Source organism: Bradyrhizobium sp. STM 3843, assembly GCF_000239815.1.
In the GTDB taxonomy this organism is placed as follows: domain Bacteria; phylum Pseudomonadota; class Alphaproteobacteria; order Rhizobiales; family Xanthobacteraceae; genus Bradyrhizobium.
This window is the reverse complement of sequence record NZ_CAFK01000242.1, coordinates 1-20,700: the sequence shown is the minus strand read 5'-3', so window position 1 is coordinate 20,700 and position 20,700 is coordinate 1. Positions and strand designations below refer to the sequence as shown.

The following is a 20,700-nucleotide window of genomic DNA, read 5'->3' as shown; positions in this document are numbered from 1 at the left end:
GACCGGCAACACTCGCGGAACATTTCAGGCGCAGGCACGAAGCCGCCCATGGAACAGGCTCGGCACGCGGTTGCGTCACGGCTTCAGGTCTCGCCGCGGCGTTCCTGCCGATGATGTCGTGGGTCTGGGCTCAAGCACCCGCTGGCGGAGAGGGAGGGATTCGAACCCCCGATAGGCTTGCACCTATGCCGCATTTCGAGTGCGGTGCATTCAACCACTCTGCCACCTCTCCGGGCGCAAATCAGGGCACTGCCCTGTGGTCGCGGCGTGTTCTAGGGCACGATGACGGGGGTGACAAGGCTGGCCTGACGATATTTCCGGCCCGAAGTGGGGCAACGCGGACCAGTTCGGTCATGGAAATGAACCGCAGCCGTCATCACCAAACCCAAGACGACGTCCAACAAGGCCAAGAGGTGGGACCGCCATACGCTGACACACAATGGCGGTCCCGTGTCGCTGCATCTTGGGGAAACCAACCGAAAGAGACGGGGGTCAATCCGGCCGGCCTGAGCGACGTAGAACCCTTGCGGCATCAGCGGTTCCGCCGCAATGCAAACCGTTTCTTAACCTAACCGGTCAAGGTTACCGCGTTCCAATCGCGACCACGCCCTATCGCATTGATTGCAGACGCTTTCCGGCACGCGCCTGCGACGGACGCCACCCTCCAAATTACGCCGTCGCGACGAGTAACTATTACAAAACACAACCTTAAAATGAGAAAGATGATCACGCGCGGCAGCTCGGTTCTTGCCCGGCTGACGGCTAATCCTTGCTCTTCTTCTTGGCCGCCTTCCTGTCCTCGGATTTGTCATCGGCCTTGTCCTTCTTGCCGTTCTCCTTGTGGCGGTTGGTGAAGCGGGCATTGCCGAGCCCGGTGCCAATGGTGAGCACGCCCCAGCGCTCCACACCCTGCATGAACGGCACCTCCGACAGCCCCTGTACCACCCCGTCATTGTGCATCAGTACCGCGGTATCGTGATCGCCAATGGTCGGGATCGCCTCGATCAGGCTGGTCGGCAGGTTGAACTTGCTGCTCTCCCAATTGCCCGGCAGGTTCTGCGCGCCCTTCTCGATCGACCCGTCAGCATCGATCACGCCGGGACAGGCGATGCCGATGAAGGGCGCGAGCTTGAGGCCCTCGGCCTGGGCCTTCTCGATCAGACCCTTCAGCATCTTGACCAGCCGCTTCACCGCGCCTTCGCGCGTCGGCTCGTCATCGGCATGGCGCCACAAATCGGACTTCCAGACCGCGGCCTTCGACAGGTCCGGCGCCTTCTTGGCGCCGGTTTCGACCACCCCACAGCGGATATTGGTGCCGCCGATATCCACGGCCAGAATGCTGTCATGGGCCTCGAAGATCCAGGACGGCGCCAGATGCAGCGCGCCGATCAGCCCGGCATCGTCAGGATGGTAGCGGATCGGCTCCAGATCGACCTCGAACCCTTCATCCTTGAGGATGATCTCGCAGCGTGCGATCGCGAGCTCGCCGAGGCGGGAGGCGCGAAAGCCGCCGCCGACCACGATGCATTCGGTCTTGGCCCAGGCTTTGGTCTTCAGGAAACGCCGGGTCACGTAAGCGAGCTCCTGGGCGAACTCCTCGATCGCCGAATGCACGACGGCCGAGGCCTCGGTGTCGTCGCCGACCAGGATCTCGTCGAGCGCCTTCTTGCTGATCTCCTCGGATGCCTTGTCGCCGAACGGGTCCTCGCCGGAGCGGCGCAACGGCTTGCGCCAGCGCTCGAAGATCCGGCGAAAGGCGCCCTTGGAGGCGCGATCGCCGATGAAGCCCTCCTCGTCCTTCAGCTCGATATTGAAACTGTCGACATCGACCGAGGGCAGCCGGGTGGCGCCGTGCTGGGCGATGCCCGTGGTGGTAATGACGTCCTCGGACATTGGTCCCTGCCCTTTGAGGTTAGCGTGTTGGCTGGACACAACGGCCGAGGGAACCGTTGGTTTCGTTGGGGCGAATTGCGAAGGCGGCGAATAGCGAATAGGGAGAAGGCGGCCGCCGTCGCTACTCCCTACTCGCCAATCGCTATTCGACCTGCGCCATTTCGCCTTGACTCACCGTAAGTTGCGGCTATAAGTGCCGCTTCATCCGGCGCGGGCCCTCTCGCGCCGCTTGTTTTTGTGCGGACTTGGCGGGCGTTCTGCCCCGGAGACCGCACAGGATCGTACCGGTCGAGGTACGACCAAACCGAACCATAACGACTGAACAAGAAGCCGACCCGAGGTTCACACCTCGAGGCCGGGATCGAACACGAAGGATTAGAACGATGTTCGCAGTCATCAAGACCGGCGGCCGGCAGTTCCGCGTCGCTCCGGATGATGTGCTCGAGATTGGCAAGATCGAAGGCGAAGTCGGCACGATCGTGCAGCTTCCCGAAGTGCTGGTGGTCGGCGGTGACACGCCGGTCCTGGGCGTCCCCACGGTGGCCGGCGCCTCCGTCGCGGCCGAGGTGCTGCAGCACAAGCGCGGCCCCAAGGTGATCGCGTTCAAGAAGCGCCGCCGCAAGAATTCGCGCCGCAAGCGCGGCTACCGCGACGAGCTGACGGTGGTGCGCGTGACCGAGATCTTGACCGACAACGCCAAGCCGACGATCGGCCCGCGGCCGAAGAAGGTCAAAGCGGAAGCGCCTGCGGCCGACGCGGCCGAGTAGTCGCAAGCAGCGTTGCTGCGACGGCGAACAACTTCGCGGGCTTCACGTCCGCGCATCGTAAATGTGAATGATTCTCGAGCTAAATTGAGCTAGAGAGAAGCGAGATCGGAGACGAGCCATGGCTCACAAAAAAGCAGGCGGTTCATCGCGCAACGGCCGCGATTCCAAGGGCAAACGCCTCGGCATCAAGGCGTTCGGCGGCGAGCACGTGATTCCCGGTAACATCATTGCGCGTCAGCGCGGCACGACCTGGCACCCCGGCCTTAATGTTGGCATGGGCACCGACCATACGCTGTTCGCGAAGATCGAAGGCGTCGTGGAGTTTCATGACCGGGCCAACCGCACCTTTATCTCGGTGCGTCCGGTGGCTGCAGAGGCGGCCGAATAACGGTGGATCAAAATACGTCCGCCGGGTCCTGATGAACCGGCGGAGCGCAATGGGCTCCAGGGGAGGCGGGACACCGGCCTCCCCTTTTCGTTGCGCGCGTTTTTGTTGTCATTGCCGTGTTGATGGAGCCCCGACATGCTGCAGGAGATTCCGATATCGACCTTTCGCGAGGCGAGACCTTGCGTCCTCGAGACCGAGCGGCTGACCTTGCGTCGGCCGACGCTCGCGGACGTAAAAGCCATTACCCGCCTTGCGGATGACCGCCGCATCGCCGAGAACACCCGCCGGCTGCCGCATCCCTATTCGTCCGACGACGCGGTGCAGTTCGTGCGCGCGCTGGCCGACGACAGCCAGGAAACCGCCTTCCTGATCGAGACCAATCAGGAGCCGATCGGCATCGTCGGCATCAATTGGCGCGCACCTGACGTGCCCGCGCTCGGCTATTGGCTCGGCGTCGCACATTGGGGCCGCGGCTACGGCACCGAAGCCGCGCGCGCCGCGATCGATTACTTCTTCGAGGAGTCCGAACAGGATTTGCTGCTCGCCTATGCGCGCGTCTCCAATCCGGCCTCGCGCAACATCCTGGAGAAGTGCGGCTTCCAGTGGACCGGCGTCGAGCTGCACCGCTTCGAGGTGCTGGGCTCGTCGGCGCCGGTGGATGCCTTCCGCCTCAGCCGCAATGTCTGGGCCTCGCTGAAGACCTGGGCCAGTGCCGCCCGGCGCACAGGCTAGGCGCATGTCTTATCCTCCCCTCCGGGGGAGGATACCCGCTCAGGCCGGCGGATTGACCGCGCTTTCGTCCCTGCCGAGGCTGCGCTCGCGCAGATAGATGTAGAGGCCGGCCCCGATGATGATCGCAGCGCCGACAAGCGTGGCCGGATGCGGCACGTCGCCGAACACGACGAAGCCGAAGATCACGGCCCACACGATCATCGAATATTGGTACGGTACGACAACGGATGCGGGTGCGAGCTTCAGCGAACGATTGACGCAGAACAGTGCCGTCACCGAGATGAGACCGGCGGCCGCGAACAGCACCAGGCTGCTGGGCGTCGGCGTCACCCAACCGAATGGCGCCATCGCGGTCCCGAGCAGGAAGGTGCCGACGAATTGCGAGGACGCCATCACGATATCGGGCGTCGCACGCAATGAACGCGTGATCAGCATCAGCACCGCGAAGGAGAGGCTGCCGCCCAGCGCGATCAACGCCGGCAGGCTGAAGGTCTGCGCCGAGGGGCGCAGCGCGATCAACACACCGCAGAAGCCGATCAGGATCGCGCACCAGCGCCGCCAGCCGACATGCTCGCGCAACACCAGCGCCGACAACGCGGTGACGAAGATCGGGCCTGCGAGATAGTAGGTGATGACATCAGCGAGCGGCAGATAGACGGTGGCGAGGAAGAACGCCGCGACTTCGAGCGTCGAGAGCATCACGCGAACGAGCTGCAGCCATGGCCGCTCGAGGTTGAGGAATTGCGACCGCTGCCGCCAGATCATCGGCGACAGCAGCAGCAATGCGGCGCAGGCGCGCAGGCACAACAGCTGGCCGACCGAATAGGTCTGAACCAGAAACTTGCCGGTGGCATCGCCGAACGAGAACATGAAGATCGACAGCAGCATCAGGCCGATGCCGGCGAGCCGCGCCGAGCGTGAATCGTTATGAACGGAGATCCGGGAGAGGAAGGTCATTGCCGCGGCTAGATGGTTTCTCTGCGTCGTGGCCGGGCTCAAGCGCGAAGCGCATCTCGACGCGAATCCCGGCCATCCGCGTCAAGGATGCCGCGCTGTTTTATAGACGTGGATGGCCGGGACAAGCCCATGCGCATAACGATGTGGTGCGCTCTGCGTCTCACGATCTTTCGTTCTCGCCGGGATGATTGCGATGCGCGAGTTCGCCCTCGCCCAGCACCGGACACCGGATCGTGAGCGCATGGCGCCGGCCAGCGTGAGCAGGCCTGTGATCCGAGGTTTCGCCATCAGATAGCAAGCCCGCAACTTTCTCTCGCAAGTTCGGGCCAGTTGCGACATAGTTGCCCCCACGGCAGGTCAGCCAAGGGGAATATCCACCCATGGACCGAAGCCCCGTGCTGATCGATCTGGCCCTCCAGGGCGGAGGTTCGCACGGTGCGTTCACCTGGGGCGTTGTCGATCGGCTGCTCGAAGAGCCGTGGCTTCAGATCGCGGGCATTTCCGGAACCTCAGCCGGCGCGATGAACGCGGCTGTGCTGGCGCATGGCTGGATCGAGGGGCAGGCCTGCGGCGCCCGCGAGGCTCTGGACAAATACTGGCGGACCGTTTCACGTGCCGCGGCCTTCAGCCCGCTGCAGCGCTCGCCTGTCGATCGCATGCTCGGACGATGGTCGATCGACACCTCTCCCGCCTATATCTTCACCGATCTGATGTCGCGGGTGCTGTCGCCCTACGATCTCAATCCGTTCGGCTTCAATCCGCTACGCAAGATCCTGGTCGACAGCATCGACTTTGCACGTCTGGCCGAGGCTCCGATCAAGCTGTTCGTCACGGCCACCCGGGTACGAACCGGCCGTGGACGGATTTTTCGTAACGGCGAGATCACGGCCGAAGTCCTGCTCGCGTCCGCTTGCCTGCCAACGATGTTTCGCGCGATCGAGATCGAGGGCGAGCCTTATTGGGACGGTGGCTACGCCGGCAATCCCACCATCACCCCGCTGGTTCGCGAGACGGACGCACGGGACACGATCCTCGTGCAGATCAATCCGGTCGAACGCGCCGAGGAGCCGCGCAGCGCCGCTGATATCCTCAACCGCCTCAACGAGATCTCCTTCAATTCACCACTCGCCAAGGAGCTGCGGATGATCGCCCTGCTGCGTCAGGTCGTCGACCCCGGGACAGGAGAGGGCGCGCGCTGGGCACAAATGAAGGCCCACCGGATCAAGAGCGATATGCTGGCGGCGTTCGGCGCTTCGTCGAAGCTCAATGCCGAATGGGAGTTCGTCTCCATGCTGCGCGATGAAGGGCGGCGCGCCGCGAGCGACTTCCTCGACACGCATGGCGCCGATCTCGGCGTGCGCTCGACGGCCGATCTCGACCTGCTGCTGTCGGAGTGCTGAGCAGTGGGCCTCCTCGGCATACTTGTCGGGCTGGGGCTGCTGATCTGGCTGGCGTTCCGCGGCTGGAGCGTGCTGTTGCTGGCACCGCTCTGCGCGCTGGTTGCCGCCGCCTTTGACGGCCAGCCCCTGCTCGCGAACTGGACGCAGATCTTCATGGGGAGTGCGGCCGGCTTTCTCGCCCAGTTCTTCCCGATCTTTCTGCTCGGCGCCGTGTTCGGAAAGCTGATGGATGACAGCGGCTCCGTGACCGCGGTCGCAGGCTTCATCACGCGCAAGCTGGGCGAACGCCGGACCATCCTCGGCGTCGTGCTCGCAGGAGCCCTGGTCACCTATGGCGGCGTCAGCCTGTTTGTCGCGTTCTTCGTGATCGTGCCGATGGCGCAATCGCTGTTTCGTGCCGCAGCGATTCCACAGCGTCTGATTCCGGCAGCCGTCATCCTGGGCACATCCAGCTTCACGATGTCGGCGTTGCCTGGCACGCCCTCGATTCAAAACGCGATCCCCATGCCATTCTTCGGCACGACGCCGTTCGCTGCTCCAGGGCTTGGCATCATCGCAGGCGTCATCATGCTCGCGGTCGGGCTGTGGTGGCTGCACCGCGCCGAGCAGGCCGCGCGGCGCGCGAACGAAGGCTATGGCGACGCGCAAGCGGCGCCGCCCCACGCGGCGTTCGATGATGAGTTCCTACGCGAGCGGGCCAGCACTGCGCGGGAGTTCGATCCGGCGGAGCTTCGCCACGGTCATCGCAGCGAAGCAAGCGTTCCGGCCTTCAACGCGTTTCTGCCGCTGATCGTCGTGGTCGCGGTCAATCTGCTGATGTCGCTGGTCATCCTGCCGCGCATTGACGTCTCATTCCTGGCCGAGCCGCGCTGGGGCGGCACGTCATTGGCGGCAGTTGCCGGCGTCTGGTCGGTGTCATCAGCACTGGCGGCCGCGATCGTCACCGTCATTTTCTGCAACTGGTCGCGGCTGCCGGAGCTGCGGCAAACCCTCGATGCGGGCGCCAACGCATCCGTGCTGCCGGCGCTGAGTGTCGCGAGCCTGGTCGGGTTCGGCGCGGTCATCGCCGCGCTGCCGGCCTTCGGCCTGGTGCGGGACTGGGTGCTGGGAATCGAGGGAGGTCCGCTGGTATCGCTGGCCGTCGCCACCAATCTGCTGGCAGCGCTGACCGGATCGGCCTCGGGCGGCCTGACGATTGCCCTGGACGCGCTGGGTGCAACCTACATGGATATCGCCGCGCAACGGGGCATCCATCCGGATCTCCTGCACCGGGTCGCCGTGATCGGCTCGGGGACCCTCGATATCCTGCCCCATAACGGAGCCGTCGTGAGCCTGCTCGCGATCTGCGGCCTGACCCATCGCCAGAGCTATTTCGACATCGTGATGGTGGGCATCGTCACTTCCATCATCGCCCTGATCGCCGTGATCGCGATCGGCAGCGCTTTCGGATCGTTCTGACGCCGGTCGCATCGCCAAAGCAGCTGCCGACAGCCCAAATCGCAGGCGAGCCTGAAACAAAGGCATCATCAGGCTTAAGATCAGGTTTGACGATCCCCGATTAAGCTTTTCGGCCGAAATCAAGGGAATCCGCGGTTGCCGCGACGGCCTGTCTCGCCTACCTAAAGCCCCATGAAATTCCTCGATGAAGCCAAGGTCTATGTGCGCTCCGGCGACGGCGGCAACGGTTGCGTTGCGTTCCGGCGGGAGAAGTTCATCGAGTTCGGCGGCCCCTCCGGCGGCAATGGCGGCCGTGGCGGCGATGTCATCATCGAGGCGGTCGACGGCCTGAACACGTTGATCGACTATCGCTATCAGCAGCATTTCAAGGCCCAGAAGGGCGAAAACGGCATGGGCAAGGACCGGCACGGCGCCGGCGGCAAGCCCGTGACCTTGAAGGTCCCCGTCGGCACCCAGATCTTCGATGAGGACAAGGAAACCCTGATCCACGATTTTACCGCCCGCGGCGAGACCTTCGTGCTCGCGCATGGCGGCAATGGCGGCTTCGGCAATGCCCATTTCAAGTCGCCGACCAATCGCGCGCCACGCCACGCCAACCCCGGCCAGCCCGGTGAGGAGCGCTGGATCTGGCTGCGGCTGAAGCTGATTGCGGATGCCGGCCTGGTCGGCCTGCCCAATGCCGGCAAGTCGACCTTCCTGTCCAAGGTCAGCGCCGCCAAGCCCAAGATCGCCGATTATCCCTTCACCACGCTGCATCCGCAGCTCGGGGTCGTGAATGCCGACGGCCGCGAATTCGTGCTGGCTGACATTCCCGGGCTGATCGAAGGCGCCCATGAGGGTGCCGGCCTCGGCGACCGCTTCTTAGGCCATGTCGAGCGCTGCCGTGTGCTTTTGCATCTGGTCGACGCCACCTGCGAGCATGCGGGCAAGGCCTACAAGACCGTGCGGCACGAGCTTGAGGCCTATGGCGGCGAGCTCGCCGAGAAGATCGAGATCGTCGCACTGAACAAGATCGATGCGGTCGACGCCGACGAGCTGAAGAAGCAGCGCGACCGCCTGAAGCGCGCCGCCAAGAAGACGCCGCTCCTGCTGTCGGGCGCGACCGGTGAGGGCGTCAAGGAGGCATTGCGCACGCTCGCCGAGGTGATCGGCGAGCAGCCGGTGTCCAACAAGGCCAAGAGCGCGGTCGAGAACGCCGCGACGGACGAGCCGTGGGCGGCACCACCGCCGCCGCCGCAAGGCTGAGCGCCCCGCGCGGCTTGCCTCGGACGCGGCGGCTTGCGACAATCCGCCACGTCCCACTCATCCGAACCAAGCATGCCCTCCGATGGACCCTTGCCTCCGTTGAGGCGAGGCATCCGAACCGATCCCGCAGCTGACCAATGGCCCAGCCCCAACTCGAAAATTTCCGCCGCATCGTGGTGAAGGTCGGATCGTCGCTGCTGGTCGATTCCGAGGCCGGCGAGGTCCGGTCCTCCTGGCTGGCAGCGCTCGCCGCCGATATCGCCAAGCTCCACAGCGATGGTCGCGAGGTGCTGGTGGTGTCCTCGGGCTCGATCGCGCTCGGCCGCAGCCGCTTGAGGCTGCCGCGCGGCGCCCTGAAGCTCGAAGAGAGCCAGGCGGCCGCCGCGGTCGGCCAGATCGCGCTGGCGCGGATCTGGTCGGAGGTGTTGGGCGCGCACGGCATCGATGCCGGGCAGATCCTGGTGACGCTGCAGGACACCGAGGAACGGCGCCGCTATCTCAACGCACGCTCGACCATTGCCAAGCTCCTGGATTGGCGCGCGGTGCCTGTGATCAACGAGAACGACACGGTCGCCACGGCCGAGATCCGCTATGGCGACAACGATCGGCTCGCCGCGCGCGTCGCCACCATGGCCAGCGCCGACCTCCTGATCCTGCTCTCCGATATCGACGGGCTCTACACGGCGCCACCTGCGCAGAACCCGGATGCACAGCTCATTCCCGTGGTCGAAAGCATCACCGCGGAGATCGAGGCGATGGCGGGCAGCGCCGCGTCCGAACTGTCCCGCGGCGGCATGCGCACCAAGATCGAGGCGGGGAAGATCGCGACCACCGGCGGTACGCACATGCTGATCGCCTCGGGCAAGATCGAGCATCCGCTGGCCGCGATCGCCGGCGGTGGCCGCTGCACCTGGTTCTTGACCCCCGCCAACCCCGTCACCGCGCGCAAGCGCTGGATTGCGGGCTCGCTGGAGCCGAGGGGCACGCTGACGATCGATGCGGGGGCGGTTGCCGCGCTCCGCGCCGGCAAGAGCCTGCTGCCGGCCGGCGTGATCCGGGTGGACGGCCAGTTTGCCCGCGGCGATGCCGTGGTGGTGCGGGGCCCCGACATGCATGAGATCGGCCGCGGCCTCGTCGCCTATGATGCCGACGACGCGGACCGGATCAAGGGCCGCTCCTCGCCCGACGTCGCCGCGATCCTCGGCGTCTCCGGCCGTGCCGAAATGATCCACCGCGACGACCTCGTGATCGGGCCGGCCGGGGTTGGACCGATGGCGTAGCCGGCCAAATTCGCGCCGGCGCCACTTTCGTGCTAGGAAATCGACCGGAATCCAAGGTTGGAACGCCATGACTGCTTCCCTCAAAGCCATCGACGGCAACGCCGATCTGCCCGTGCTGATGAACGAGCTTGCCGCACAGGCCCGCCACGCCGCGCGCGTGCTGTCGCTGGCCCCGGCTGAGCAGAAGAACCGCGCGCTGGAGGCGATGGAGCGCCTGATCCGCGCCGGCGCCGATGCCATCCTGGCGGCCAATGCCGAGGACGTCGCCGAGGCCAAGGCCGCTGGTACGACCAGCGCCTTCATTGACCGCCTGACGCTGACGCCGGCGCGCATCGCCGCCATGGCCGACGGGATCGCCGCCGTGCGCGCGATTTCCGATCCGGTCGGCGTCGTCACCGAAAGCTGGCAGCGCCCGAACGGGATGACCATCGAGCGCGTGCGGGTGCCGCTCGGCGTCATCGCCGTGATCTTCGAAAGCCGCCCGAATGTCGCGGCCGATGCCGGCGCGCTGTGCCTGAAATCCGGCAATGCGGTGATCCTGCGCGGCGGCTCCGATTCCTTCCGCTCCTGCCGCGCGATCCACGACTGCCTCGCGCAAGGTTTGCGCGAGGCCGGCCTGCCTGAAGCGGCCATCACCCTGGTGCCGACGCGTGACCGTGCCGCGGTGGGCCTGCTGCTGAGCGGCTTGAACGGCGGCGTCGACGTGATCGTGCCGCGCGGCGGCAAGAGCCTGGTGGCGCGGGTCGAGGCCGAAGCGCGCGTGCCCGTGTTCGCGCATCTCGAAGGCGTCAATCACGTCTATGTCGACGGTGCGGCCGACCTCGAGATGGCCAAATCGATCGTGCTGAACGCGAAGATGCGTCGCACCGGCGTCTGCGGCGCCGCCGAGACGTTGCTGGTCGATCGCGCCGCAGCCGGCACGCTGCTCAAGCCGCTGGTCGACACGCTGATCGGCGCCGGCTGCGAGGTGCGCGGCGACGGCACGGTGCAAGCGGCCGATGCACGCGTGCAGCCGGCGCGTGAAGAGGACTGGGACACGGAATATCTCGACGCCATCATCGCCGCCAAGATCGTCGACGGCGTCGATGGCGCCATCGCCCATATCCACGAACACGGTTCGCATCACACCGATGCGATCGTCACCGGAGATACCAAGTCGGCGGACAAGTTCCTCAACGAGGTGGACTCCGCAATCGTGCTGCACAACGCCTCGACGCAGTTCGCCGACGGTGGCGAGTTCGGCTTCGGCGCCGAGATCGGCATTGCCACCGGCAAGTTCCATGCGCGCGGCCCGGTCGGCGTGGAACAGCTGACGAGCTTCAAATATCGCATCCATGGCACCGGGCAGACCCGCCCGTGACGTCGATGCGCTTGCAGGTCAACCGAGCGTGAGCCAACAGCCGAGCTGCCGCAGCCCGCAGCGGAGACGTCATTGAGCGACATCTCCGCCGCCGCGCCCGCGTTTCCTCATGGTCTGCCGCCTTACAGCGATGGCATGCGCATCGGCCTGCTCGGCGGCTCCTTCAATCCGCCGCATCAGGCGCATCGCGCGATCAGCCTGTTCGCGCTGAAGCGATTGCAACTCGATCGCGTCTGGTGGCTGGTCACACCGGGCAACCCGCTCAAGGACAATGGCGGGCTGCATGGGCTGGCCGAGCGCGCCGCGGCCGCACAGAAAATGGCCGCCGACCCCCGGATCGAAATCAGCTGTCTCGAATCCGTCATCGGTACCCGCTACACTGCCGACACGATCAACTACTTGCGCAAGCGTGCGTCGCGCCTGCGCTTTGTCTGGATCATGGGCGCTGACAATCTCGCGCAGTTCCATCGTTGGCAGAACTGGCAGCGCATCGCTGCCCAAGTGCCGATTGCGGTGATCGATCGGCCGCCACAGAGCTTCCGCGCCTTGACCGCGCCTGCGGCCCGCGCCCTCGCCCGCTACCGCATCCCAGAGACCCAGGCGGCCCGGCTTGCGGATCGCCGCGCGCCGGCCTGGGTATTCCTGAGCGGATTGAAACTGAACCTGTCGTCGACCGGCCTCAGGAACCCGGACGGCAGCTGGAAGTCGGCATAGATGCAGGTCCGCAGCGAAACGCGCGTGCGGTACCAAACATGCATGGGCACTAAACGTGCATAGCGTTGATCGGCCCCCTTGCTCCGGGGTTTTGAGGGCCGATTCTGTTACCTAACCTCGGAAAAGTGCCTGGAAAAGTGGGGTACTGGATTATTGAACTCGTTAACCCCACATGCGTAGTATAGTCGGCAGGCGAAGACAGATTCGGCCTGCGATACAGTGAAAGGAATGGTCCCTGACCACATCTGTATTGTCCCAGTCGGTTTTACCCAAGACGGTAAAGTCTGCGCGTAAAACTGCGACCTCGAAAGCGGCCTTGCAGGCGCAACCCGACGCCGACAAGACCTTGAGCACCATCCTCTCCCGCCTCGACGATATGAAGGCGGAAGAAACGGTCACCATCGACCTCCGCGGCAAATCGGCTTATTCCGACTACATGGTCGTCACCTCGGGCCGGTCCAACCGGCACGTGGGCTCGATCGCGGAAAACGTCGCCAAAGGCCTGAAGGAAGCCGGTGCCAAGCCGCCCCATATCGAAGGCTTGCCCAATTGCGATTGGGTGCTGATCGATTCCGGCGACGTGATCGTACACGTGTTCAGGCCCGAGGTCCGCGAGTTCTACAATCTCGAACGGTTGTGGACGCAGGGGCCGAAGCCGGCGAAGACGCTCTGACGCGACGACGGTGTCACGCGGCGCGAGCGCATGCTAACGCTGTCGCATGCGCAGCGTGGTGATTGCCGTTGGCCGGCTCAAGCAGGGCCCTGAACGCGAGCTCGCCGAGCGCTACCGCGAACGCTTCGACGATCTTGGCCGCAAGCTCGGCTTCCGCGGCCTCGATATTATTGAAATCGGCGAAAGCCGCGCCCGCGATGCGGCGACGCGCATGGCCGAGGAGGCGGCGGCGATCACCGCCCACATCCCGGATAAATCCGTGCTTGTCACGCTCGACGAACACGGCCAGAACATCGACAGTGCGAGCTTTGCCGCTCAGCTCGGTCGTTGGCGGGACGCGGCCGCCCCCGCGGCCGCCTTCGTGATCGGCGGGGCGGACGGACTTTCGCCCGAATTGCAGCGCAGAGCGAAACTGAGGATTGCCTTCGGGACCGCAACCTGGCCGCATCAGATTGTCCGCGTTTTGCTTCTGGAGCAGCTTTACCGGGCCGCGACGATCCTGGCCGGCCACCCCTATCACCGCGCTTGAACGGGCGCCGAGACGAGCACATTACCATCCGATGTCCGCTGCGCGGCCCCTTCGATCCCCCCTCCCCACCGGCCGTCCCGGCCGGGCTTGCGCCGCGCCGCTGTTCGCCCTGGTTGTGTCCGCGACCCTCTCGGCCGGCCTTGCGCCGGCATCCAGCCAGACCGCATTGCGGCCCTCGATCGGCACGCCAACGGCTGAGGCGTCCGCCGACGCGCTGAAGCAGCGCGTGCAGGAGCTGGAAGCAGCCCGCACCGCGCAAAAAAACGCGGCCGAGGCGCAGGAGCGGCTGAAGGCCGACATTGCCTCGATCGGGCAGGATCGCAGCAAGCTCAATCAGCAACTGGTCGATGTCGCCGCGCAGGTGCGCGGCGTCGAAGCCCGCATCGGCGAGGCTGAGACCCGGTTGCGCGGCCTGGATGCCCGTGAGCAGGAGTTGCGCGACTCGCTGGAATCGCGCCGGTCCGAAATCATCGAGGTGCTGGCGGCGCTGCAGCGCGCCGGTCGTCGCACCCCGCCGGCACTCCTGGTGCGCCCCGAGGATGCGCTGCAATCGCTGCGGACCGCGATGCTGTTGGGCTCGGTCGTGCCGGAGATGCGCAGCCGCGCCGAAAAGCTATCCGCCGATTTGGGCGAGCTGCTCGGCGTGCGCAAGACCATCGGCACTGAACGTGACAAGCTCGCGCTCGACCGCGACAAGCTGCGGGCCGATCAGACGCGGCTCGCCGCTCTGGTCGACGAGCGGCAGCGCCAGCAGTCGACCGCCGAAAAGGACATGCAGGCCGAAGGCGTTCGCGCGGTCGCGCTGGCCCAGCAGGTCGACAGTCTGCAGGGCCTGATCTCGACCATGGAGCAGGACGTCAAGAGCGCCGCCAAGGCCGCGGTGACGGCGAGCCTGCAGGGCGTCCCGGTCAACAACAAGCCCGACGTCAACGCGCTGCGCAATCCGAACCGCAAGAGCCCGGCCATCGCCTTCGCCTCAAGCAAAGGGATGCTCGCTTTTCCGGTGAACGGCATCAAGATTCGCGGTTTCGGCGGTTCCGACGGCGCCAGCAGCGTTGATAAAGGCATTTCTTTGGCGACGCGGCCGGGCGCCCAGGTCACAACGCCGTGTGATGGCTGGGTTGTGTATGCCGGCCCCTTCCGCAGCTACGGACAACTCTTGATCCTCAACGCCGGGGGCGGGTATCATGTCCTGATCGCCGGGATGGAGCGCATTTCCGTCACTATCGGACAGTTTGTTCAGGCGGGAGAGCCGGTTGCGACCATGGGGGCGACCTCACAGGTGGCCTCCATTCTCGCCACCAATGCGAGCCAACCAGTGCTCTATGTCGAATTTCGTAAAGACGGCACTCCAATCGATCCAGGCCCATGGTGGGCCACAAATGAAGGCGAAAAGGTACGCGGATGATGCGTAAGACTTCGGTAATTCTCCTGAGCGCGGCCACCGGTGCGGCATTGACCCTGATGGTGACCCAGCCACGCGCAGTGCTGATGGGATCGACCGCGCGCGCCGCGACCGCTGATACCTATCGCCAGCTCAATCTGTTCGGCGACGTGTTCGAGCGGGTGCGCAGCGACTACGTCGAGAAGCCCGATGATTCGAAGCTCGTGGAATCCGCGATCAGCGGCATGCTGTCGGGCCTCGATCCGCACTCGAGCTACATGGACGCCAAGAGCTTCCGCGACATGCAGGTGCAAACCCGCGGTGAGTTCGGCGGCCTCGGCATCGAGGTCACGATGGAAGACGGCCTGATCAAGGTGGTCTCGCCGATCGACGACACGCCGGCCTCGAAAGCCGGCATCCAGGCCAACGACATCATCACCAATCTCGACGAAGAGGCGGTGCAGGGACTGACCCTGAACCAGGCGGTCGAGAAGATGCGCGGGCCGGTGGGCACCAAGATCAAGCTCAAGATCGTTCGCAAGGGTGTCGACAATCCGCTCGATGTGACGCTGACCCGCGACAACATCCGCGTCCGTTCGGTGCGCTCGCGCGTCGAGGCTGACGACATCGCCTATATCCGCGTCACCACCTTCAACGAGCAGACCACCGAAGGCCTGAAGAAGAGCATCGGCGACCTGCAGAACCAGATCGGTGACAAGCTGAAGGGCTACATCATCGATCTCCGCAACAATCCGGGCGGCCTGCTCGAGGAGGCGGTGACCGTCTCTGATAGCTTCCTGGAGCGCGGCGAGATCGTCTCGACCCGCGGCCGCAATGCCGAGGAGACCCAGCGCCGGACTGCGCATCCGGGCGACCTCACCAAGGGCAAGCCGGTCATCGTGCTGATCAATGGCGGCTCGGCGTCGGCTTCCGAGATCGTCGCAGGCGCGCTGCAGGACCACAAGCGCGCGACGCTGGTCGGCACGCGCTCGTTCGGCAAGGGCTCGGTGCAGACCATCATCCCGCTCGGCGCTGGCAATGGCGCGCTGCGGCTGACCACCGCGCGCTACTACACGCCGTCGGGCAAGTCGATCCAGGCCAAGGGTATCGTGCCTGATATCGAGGTGCTGCAGGACGTGCCGGATGAGCTTAAGTCGCGCACCGATACCAAGGGTGAGGCCTCGCTGCGTGGCCACCTGAAGAACGATGGCGACGAGAAGACCGGCTCGCAGTCCTACGTGCCGCCGGATGCCAAGGACGACAAGGCGCTGAAGATGGCCGACGATCTCCTGCACGGCATCAAGAGCAGCTCCTCGGCGAACCCTGCACCGGCTGCGACGACGACCGACAAGGCGGCTGCCGACAAGCCGGCCGTCAGCGACCGCCAGACGCCAAAGCCGAACTGATACTCGGCGCGCAACGAGCCAGTGCGAGATTTCGAGAGGGCGGCCTGCGGGCCGCCCTTTTTGATTTGGGCCCGTCAGCGTATCAGCCCACCCTCCCCTGCTCTACGGTCGCCCAGCCCGAAGCCTGCCGCCGGCGCTTGGGCGTGGTATCGTCGCCCGGACTGATTCGGGAATTTCGATGACAGAAACGGCCGACGAGCTGAGCGCCCCGCTCGGGCAGACGGAGACACGTCGCAGGCGCCGGATTCGGCTTCCGTTCACGGGATGGCAGGCGCTGGCAGTGCTGCTCGGCCTGTTCCTGGTCATCTTTGCCGGCTTTGCGCTATTCCATGACGATCCGCTTGGCGGTGAGCCGATGGCGCGGATTGCGATCAACAATGGGGCCAAACCCACTGACACCAAGCCCGGTGCGGCAAAGCCCGAGCGCAAGTCCGAGCCGCAGGGCACAGCGCCGGCGGGCCAGGAATCGAATAGCGGCGCCAAGACCGTGACCATCATCGACGGCTCCAGTGGAGCGCGGCACGAGGTTGCGATCGGCTCCGGCGCGACCGACGGCAGTGATTCGAGCACGACTGCGCCGGCCACCGCCATGATCGGCGTCGATCCGCGACTGCTGGAGAAATCGCGCTACGGCATGATTCCGGTGTCCGCTGACGGACTGAAGCCATTCACGGCCTATGCGGCCGACGCCGATCGGGCCAAAGCAGCGAAAATGCCGGTCGTCGCGATCGTGATCGGCGGGCTCGGCGTCGGCGCGGCCAAGACCGCCGACGCGATCATGAAACTGCCGCCGGCCGTGACGCTCGCCTTCACCCCTTACGGCTCCGATCCCGGCAAGCTCGCCGAGCGGGCGCGGGCGCAGCGGCACGAAATCCTGCTGCAGATCCCGATGGAGCCGTATGATTATCCGGACAACGACCCCGGCCCGCAGACGCTGCTCGCCACCTTGGCGCCTGACCAGAATGTCGATCGGCTGTATTGGCATTTGAGCCGGCTGCAGGGCTATGTCGGGTTGGCGAACTTCATGGGCGCACGCTTCGTGGCGACCGATAGCGCGATGCAGCCGATCATGGCCGAGGCCGCCAAACGGGGACTCGCCTTCTTTGACGATGGTGCGGCTCCGCGCAGCGTGGCCAACGCGCTTGCAACGGGGCAGGCCATGCCCTTCGCAAAGGGGGATGTCGCGATCGACGCGGTCCCGACAGCGGTCGAGATCGAGAATGCGCTGGCCAAGCTCGAGAGCCTGGCGAAAGATCGCGGTGTCGCAATCGGGACGGCATCCGCCCTGCCGGTCTCGATCGAGCGCATCGGAACCTGGATCAAGGGGCTGGACCGCAAAGGCATTCTGCTTGTGCCATTGACAACGGCCATGCTGAAATCAAAATCGAATTAACGGGCGTCCGGTCCAGCGACCGGCCGGCACCGGCGACGCGAGCGGCTCAACGAGACTCAATGAAACGAGTCGGCCGCAGGAAGGCCTGATGGAATGACGCGTTACGAAGATCTGCCCTACCGCGACTGCGTCGGCGTCATGCTGATCAACAAAGAGGGGCTGGTCTTCATCGGTCGCCGCGCCGGCGGGATCGAGCATGTCGACGAATCCCATGTGTGGCAGATGCCGCAAGGTGGCGTCGACCCCGGCGAAGAAGCCTGGGAGGCGGCCCAGCGTGAGCTCTATGAGGAAACCAGCGTGCGTTCGGTCGAGAAGCTCGCTGAAGTCGGCGACTGGCTGACCTACGACATTCCGCGCACGGTGGCGGGGCGCGCCTGGAAGGGGCGCTATCGCGGTCAGCGTCAAAAGTGGTTTGCTTTGCGCTTCACCGGCCAGGATAGTGAGATCGACGTCGCCCATCCCGGCGGCGGCCACCACAAGGCTGAGTTCGTCGGCTGGCGCTGGGAGCCGATGCAGAACCTGCCGGAGCTGATCGTGCCGTTCAAGCGGCCGGTCTATGAGCGCGTGGTCCAGGAATTCGCCAATCTCGCACGGAAATAGCGTTCGTGCGTGCGCGTCGTGCGCCGTGCGTTCTCAATAGCGTCAATTCAGGCGGCCATGAGCGAGACCAGACCCTATCGCCCGAATGTCGGGATCGCGCTGTTCAATGCACAAGGTGAGGTGTTCCTGGGGCGCCGCTTCCGCGACGACGGGCCCGAGATCGTCCTGCCCGGGCTTGAATGGCAGATGCCGCAAGGCGGCGTCGACCCGGGCGAGGATTTTCGCGAGGCGGCACGTCGCGAGCTCTGGGAGGAGACAGGCATCCGCGCCGCCGAATTTCTCGGCGAGAGCGATTGGCTGACTTATGAGTTTCCGCCGTTTGACGACCCCTCACATCGGCTGGCGACATTCCGTGGCCAGCGCCAGAAATGGTTCGCGATGCGCTTTATCGGGCGTGAGGCGGAGATCGATCCGCTGACGCCGCGCAACGGACAGGCGGCCGAATTCGACGCGTGGCGGTGGGAGCAGCTTGCGCGCGTGCCCGATCTCGTCGTGCCGTTCCGCCGCGAGGTCTATCGCGCCGTGGCGCAACAGTTCGCCCACTACGCCGGACCTGCTCGATAGGAAAATGGCCGGGACGATGCCCGGCCATTTTTGCTGATTGATGGTGTTTGCGAGTTCTCGGGCCGCCGCCGGCTTAATGCAGGGCAGTCGTGTTGATCTGCTGCTGGACGGTCTTGAACTGATCCAGCCGTTCAATCGCACGATCGAGCTCGTCGCCTTCCTTTTCGGCGAGCTTGGCTTCCATCTTCGCGATTTCGTCGGCGAGCGCGGTGCGGTCAAGCTCGGCGAGCGAAGTGGCGATGTCGGCGAGCACGGTCAGCCCCTTCTCGGAGACTTCCGCAAGCCCGCCCGCCACGATGATCTTCTCGCGCGTGTTGCCGGTCGTCACGGTCAGGATGCCCGGTCGCAAGGCCGCGACGAACGGCGCATGCCCGGCCAGGACGCCGAAATCACCTTCCAGGCCGGGGACGTCGACCTGGTCGACCTGGCCCGAGAAGGCGATCTTTTCCGGAGACACGAGATCAAAATGAAAAGTAGCCATTGAACACCTGCGAATAGCTGATAGCGAGTGATGAAGAGGAAGCAGCGAACAGTCTGTTCTATTCGCTACTCCCCATTCGCCATTCGCTTAGGCGGCTTCGGCCGCCAGCTTCTTGCCCTTCTCGACCGCCTCTTCGATGGTGCCGACCATGTAGAAGGCGGCCTCCGGCAGGTAGTCGTACTTGCCTTCGCACAGGCCGCGGAAACCCTTGATGGTATCGGCGAGTTCGACGAACTTGCCGGGCGAGCCCGTGAAGATTTCGGCGACGTGGAACGGCTGCGACAAGAAGCGCTCGATCTTGCGGGCGCGCGCCACCGTCAGCTTGTCCTCTTCCGACAGTTCGTCCATGCCGAGAATGGCGATGATGTCCTGCAGCGACTTGTAGCGCTGCAGGATCTGCTGGACCATGCGGGCCGTCGAGTAGTGCTCGTCGCCGACAACCAGCGGCGACAGCATGCGCGAGGTGGAGTCGAGCGGGTCCACCGCCGGATAGATGCCCTTTTCCGCGATCGAGCGCGACAGCACCGTGGTGGCGTCCAAGTGGGCGAACGAGGTGGCCGGCGCCGGGTCGGTCAAGTCGTCGGCCGGCACGTAGATCGCCTGCACCGAGGTGATCGAGCCCTTGGTGGTGGTGGTGATGCGCTCCTGCAGCGCGCCCATGTCGGTGGCCAGCGTCGGCTGATAGCCCACGGCCGAAGGAATACGGCCGAGCAGCGCCGACACTTCCGAGCCGGCCTGGGTGAAACGGAAAATGTTGTCGACGAAGAACAGCACGTCCTGACCCTGGTCGCGGAAATGCTCGGCAACCGTCAGACCGGTGAGACCGACGCGGGCGCGCGCGCCCGGCGGTTCGTTCATCTGGCCATAGACCAGCGCGCACTTCGAACCCTGACCGCCGCCCTGCTTGTTGACGCCGGACTCGATGAACTCGTGATAGAGGTCGTTGCCTTCGCGGGTCCGCTCGCCGACGCCGGCGAACACCGAGTAGCCGCCGTGGGCCTTCGCGACGTTGTTGATCAGCTCCTGAATCAGCACGGTCTTGCCGACGCCGGCGCCGCCGAACAGGCCGATCTTGCCGCCCTTGGCATAGGGAGCAAGGAGATCGACGACCTTGATGCCGGTGACGAGAATCTCCGCTTCAGTCGACTGCTCGGTATAGGGAGGCGCCGGCTGGTGGATGGCACGGATGCCCTCAGCCTTGATCGGGCCGGCTTCGTCGACGGGATCGCCGACCACGTTCATGATGCGGCCGAGCGTGCCCTCGCCTACGGGAACGGCGATCGGCTGCCCGGTGTCGGCGACTTCCTGGCCGCGCACCAGACCTTCGGTGGTGTCCATCGCGATCGCGCGCACGGTGCTCTCGCCGAGATGCTGCGCGACCTCGAGCACCAGGCGGTTGCCGGCGTTCTTCGTCTCCAGCGAATTCAGAATGGCGGGCAGATGACCTTCGAACTGAACGTCGACGACGGCGCCGAT

At 65.1% G+C, this 20,700-nt stretch carries 20 protein-coding genes and 1 tRNA gene; 16 read left to right on the top strand and 5 right to left on the bottom strand.

What is annotated here, in order from left to right:
- Positions 1-142: 142 nt before the first annotated feature.
- Both BRAS3843_RS24860 and BRAS3843_RS24855 read right to left on the bottom strand, forming a co-directional pair.
- Positions 143-232, bottom strand: a tRNA-Ser gene (locus BRAS3843_RS24860).
- A gap of 530 nt (positions 233-762) precedes the next feature.
- The gene (locus BRAS3843_RS24855; protein WP_008971844.1) at positions 763-1,893 is read right to left on the bottom strand and encodes an ROK family protein; all 1,131 of its coding nucleotides are present in this window, start codon (positions 1,891-1,893) and stop codon (positions 763-765) included.
- A 383-nt stretch (positions 1,894-2,276) separates the two neighbouring features.
- Between BRAS3843_RS24855 and rplU the strand changes: the two genes are divergently transcribed.
- The 3 genes from rplU (at position 2,277) to BRAS3843_RS24840 (ending at position 3,780) form a co-directional block, all read left to right on the top strand.
- A complete protein-coding gene (gene rplU / locus BRAS3843_RS24850; RefSeq protein WP_008971843.1) occupies positions 2,277-2,660 on the top strand; it encodes a 50S ribosomal protein L21 in 384 nt (127 codons plus the stop codon).
- A gap of 118 nt (positions 2,661-2,778) precedes the next feature.
- Positions 2,779-3,048 carry a 50S ribosomal protein L27 gene (gene rpmA, locus BRAS3843_RS24845; protein ID WP_008971842.1) on the top strand — a complete coding sequence of 90 codons (270 nt, stop codon included), beginning with the start codon at positions 2,779-2,781 and terminating at the stop codon, positions 3,046-3,048.
- 135 nt (positions 3,049-3,183) lie between these two features.
- Entirely contained in the window at positions 3,184-3,780 is a 597-nt protein-coding gene (locus BRAS3843_RS24840; RefSeq protein ID WP_008971841.1) for a GNAT family N-acetyltransferase, read from the top strand.
- A 39-nt stretch (positions 3,781-3,819) separates the two neighbouring features.
- On the opposite strand, the gene BRAS3843_RS24835 is transcribed toward BRAS3843_RS24840, so the two are convergent.
- The gene (locus tag BRAS3843_RS24835) at positions 3,820-4,737 is read right to left on the bottom strand and encodes a DMT family transporter (RefSeq protein ID WP_008971840.1); all 918 of its coding nucleotides are present in this window, start codon (positions 4,735-4,737) and stop codon (positions 3,820-3,822) included.
- Positions 4,738-5,117: 380 nt separating this feature from the next.
- Between BRAS3843_RS24835 and BRAS3843_RS24830 the strand changes: the two genes are divergently transcribed.
- From BRAS3843_RS24830 to BRAS3843_RS24770, 13 genes are all read left to right on the top strand, one after another.
- The gene (locus BRAS3843_RS24830; RefSeq protein WP_008971839.1) at positions 5,118-6,137 is read left to right on the top strand and encodes a patatin-like phospholipase family protein; all 1,020 of its coding nucleotides are present in this window, start codon (positions 5,118-5,120) and stop codon (positions 6,135-6,137) included.
- A gap of 3 nt (positions 6,138-6,140) precedes the next feature.
- Positions 6,141-7,595, top strand: coding sequence for a GntP family permease (locus BRAS3843_RS24825; protein ID WP_008971838.1), 1,455 nt, complete (start codon positions 6,141-6,143; stop codon positions 7,593-7,595).
- Positions 7,596-7,766: 171 nt separating this feature from the next.
- Positions 7,767-8,840: a GTPase ObgE gene (obgE, locus tag BRAS3843_RS24820; protein WP_008971837.1), complete on the top strand. Its 1,074-nt coding sequence runs from the start codon at positions 7,767-7,769 to the stop codon at positions 8,838-8,840.
- 137 nt (positions 8,841-8,977) lie between these two features.
- On the top strand, positions 8,978-10,120 hold the full coding sequence (proB, locus tag BRAS3843_RS24815) for a glutamate 5-kinase (RefSeq protein WP_008971836.1): 1,143 nt from the start codon (positions 8,978-8,980) through the stop codon (positions 10,118-10,120).
- Positions 10,121-10,187: 67 nt separating this feature from the next.
- Positions 10,188-11,480: a glutamate-5-semialdehyde dehydrogenase gene (locus tag BRAS3843_RS24810; protein WP_008971835.1), complete on the top strand. Its 1,293-nt coding sequence runs from the start codon at positions 10,188-10,190 to the stop codon at positions 11,478-11,480.
- Between the two features lie 114 nt (positions 11,481-11,594).
- Positions 11,595-12,194 carry a nicotinate-nucleotide adenylyltransferase gene (locus BRAS3843_RS24805; RefSeq protein ID WP_277996489.1) on the top strand — a complete coding sequence of 200 codons (600 nt, stop codon included), beginning with the start codon at positions 11,595-11,597 and terminating at the stop codon, positions 12,192-12,194.
- A 316-nt stretch (positions 12,195-12,510) separates the two neighbouring features.
- The gene (gene rsfS / locus BRAS3843_RS24800; protein ID WP_035982652.1) at positions 12,511-12,867 is read left to right on the top strand and encodes a ribosome silencing factor; all 357 of its coding nucleotides are present in this window, start codon (positions 12,511-12,513) and stop codon (positions 12,865-12,867) included.
- A 46-nt stretch (positions 12,868-12,913) separates the two neighbouring features.
- Positions 12,914-13,396, top strand: coding sequence for a 23S rRNA (pseudouridine(1915)-N(3))-methyltransferase RlmH (gene rlmH / locus BRAS3843_RS24795; RefSeq protein ID WP_008971831.1), 483 nt, complete (start codon positions 12,914-12,916; stop codon positions 13,394-13,396).
- Between the two features lie 31 nt (positions 13,397-13,427).
- Complete coding sequence (locus tag BRAS3843_RS24790; RefSeq protein ID WP_008971830.1) at positions 13,428-14,804, top strand: peptidoglycan DD-metalloendopeptidase family protein; 1,377 nt, start codon at positions 13,428-13,430, stop codon at positions 14,802-14,804.
- On the top strand, positions 14,801-16,186 hold the full coding sequence (locus BRAS3843_RS24785) for a S41 family peptidase (RefSeq protein ID WP_035982650.1): 1,386 nt from the start codon (positions 14,801-14,803) through the stop codon (positions 16,184-16,186). The genes BRAS3843_RS24790 and BRAS3843_RS24785 overlap by 4 nt, the downstream gene beginning before the upstream one ends.
- Positions 16,187-16,364: 178 nt before the next feature.
- Positions 16,365-17,579 (top strand): divergent polysaccharide deacetylase family protein, encoded by a 1,215-nt coding sequence (locus BRAS3843_RS24780; protein ID WP_008971828.1) that lies wholly within the window; start codon positions 16,365-16,367, stop codon positions 17,577-17,579.
- 93 nt (positions 17,580-17,672) lie between these two features.
- On the top strand, positions 17,673-18,179 hold the full coding sequence (locus tag BRAS3843_RS24775) for an RNA pyrophosphohydrolase (protein ID WP_008971827.1): 507 nt from the start codon (positions 17,673-17,675) through the stop codon (positions 18,177-18,179).
- 57 nt (positions 18,180-18,236) lie between these two features.
- Positions 18,237-18,743: an RNA pyrophosphohydrolase gene (locus tag BRAS3843_RS24770; RefSeq protein WP_008971826.1), complete on the top strand. Its 507-nt coding sequence runs from the start codon at positions 18,237-18,239 to the stop codon at positions 18,741-18,743.
- 73 nt (positions 18,744-18,816) lie between these two features.
- On the opposite strand, the gene BRAS3843_RS24765 is transcribed toward BRAS3843_RS24770, so the two are convergent.
- The gene (locus tag BRAS3843_RS24765; protein ID WP_008971825.1) at positions 18,817-19,224 is read right to left on the bottom strand and encodes a F0F1 ATP synthase subunit epsilon; all 408 of its coding nucleotides are present in this window, start codon (positions 19,222-19,224) and stop codon (positions 18,817-18,819) included.
- Positions 19,225-19,311: 87 nt separating this feature from the next.
- A partial coding sequence (gene atpD / locus BRAS3843_RS24760; RefSeq protein ID WP_050886513.1) for a F0F1 ATP synthase subunit beta occupies positions 19,312-20,700 on the bottom strand: 1,389 nt, incomplete at its 5' end.

Coding starts and splice junctions, on each gene's coding strand:
- BRAS3843_RS24855 (WP_008971844.1), bottom strand. CDS start 1,893: ATGTCCGAGGACGTCATTACCACCACGGGCATCGCCCAGCACGGCGCC.
- rplU (WP_008971843.1), top strand. CDS start 2,277: ATGTTCGCAGTCATCAAGACCGGCGGCCGGCAGTTCCGCGTCGCTCCG.
- rpmA (WP_008971842.1), top strand. CDS start 2,779: ATGGCTCACAAAAAAGCAGGCGGTTCATCGCGCAACGGCCGCGATTCC.
- BRAS3843_RS24840 (WP_008971841.1), top strand. CDS start 3,184: ATGCTGCAGGAGATTCCGATATCGACCTTTCGCGAGGCGAGACCTTGC.
- BRAS3843_RS24835 (WP_008971840.1), bottom strand. CDS start 4,737: ATGACCTTCCTCTCCCGGATCTCCGTTCATAACGATTCACGCTCGGCG.
- BRAS3843_RS24830 (WP_008971839.1), top strand. CDS start 5,118: ATGGACCGAAGCCCCGTGCTGATCGATCTGGCCCTCCAGGGCGGAGGT.
- obgE (WP_008971837.1), top strand. CDS start 7,767: ATGAAATTCCTCGATGAAGCCAAGGTCTATGTGCGCTCCGGCGACGGC.
- proB (WP_008971836.1), top strand. CDS start 8,978: ATGGCCCAGCCCCAACTCGAAAATTTCCGCCGCATCGTGGTGAAGGTC.
- BRAS3843_RS24810 (WP_008971835.1), top strand. CDS start 10,188: ATGACTGCTTCCCTCAAAGCCATCGACGGCAACGCCGATCTGCCCGTG.
- rlmH (WP_008971831.1), top strand. CDS start 12,914: ATGCGCAGCGTGGTGATTGCCGTTGGCCGGCTCAAGCAGGGCCCTGAA.
- BRAS3843_RS24790 (WP_008971830.1), top strand. CDS start 13,428: ATGTCCGCTGCGCGGCCCCTTCGATCCCCCCTCCCCACCGGCCGTCCC.
- BRAS3843_RS24785 (WP_035982650.1), top strand. CDS start 14,801: ATGATGCGTAAGACTTCGGTAATTCTCCTGAGCGCGGCCACCGGTGCG.
- BRAS3843_RS24780 (WP_008971828.1), top strand. CDS start 16,365: ATGACAGAAACGGCCGACGAGCTGAGCGCCCCGCTCGGGCAGACGGAG.
- BRAS3843_RS24775 (WP_008971827.1), top strand. CDS start 17,673: ATGACGCGTTACGAAGATCTGCCCTACCGCGACTGCGTCGGCGTCATG.
- BRAS3843_RS24770 (WP_008971826.1), top strand. CDS start 18,237: ATGAGCGAGACCAGACCCTATCGCCCGAATGTCGGGATCGCGCTGTTC.
- BRAS3843_RS24765 (WP_008971825.1), bottom strand. CDS start 19,224: ATGGCTACTTTTCATTTTGATCTCGTGTCTCCGGAAAAGATCGCCTTC.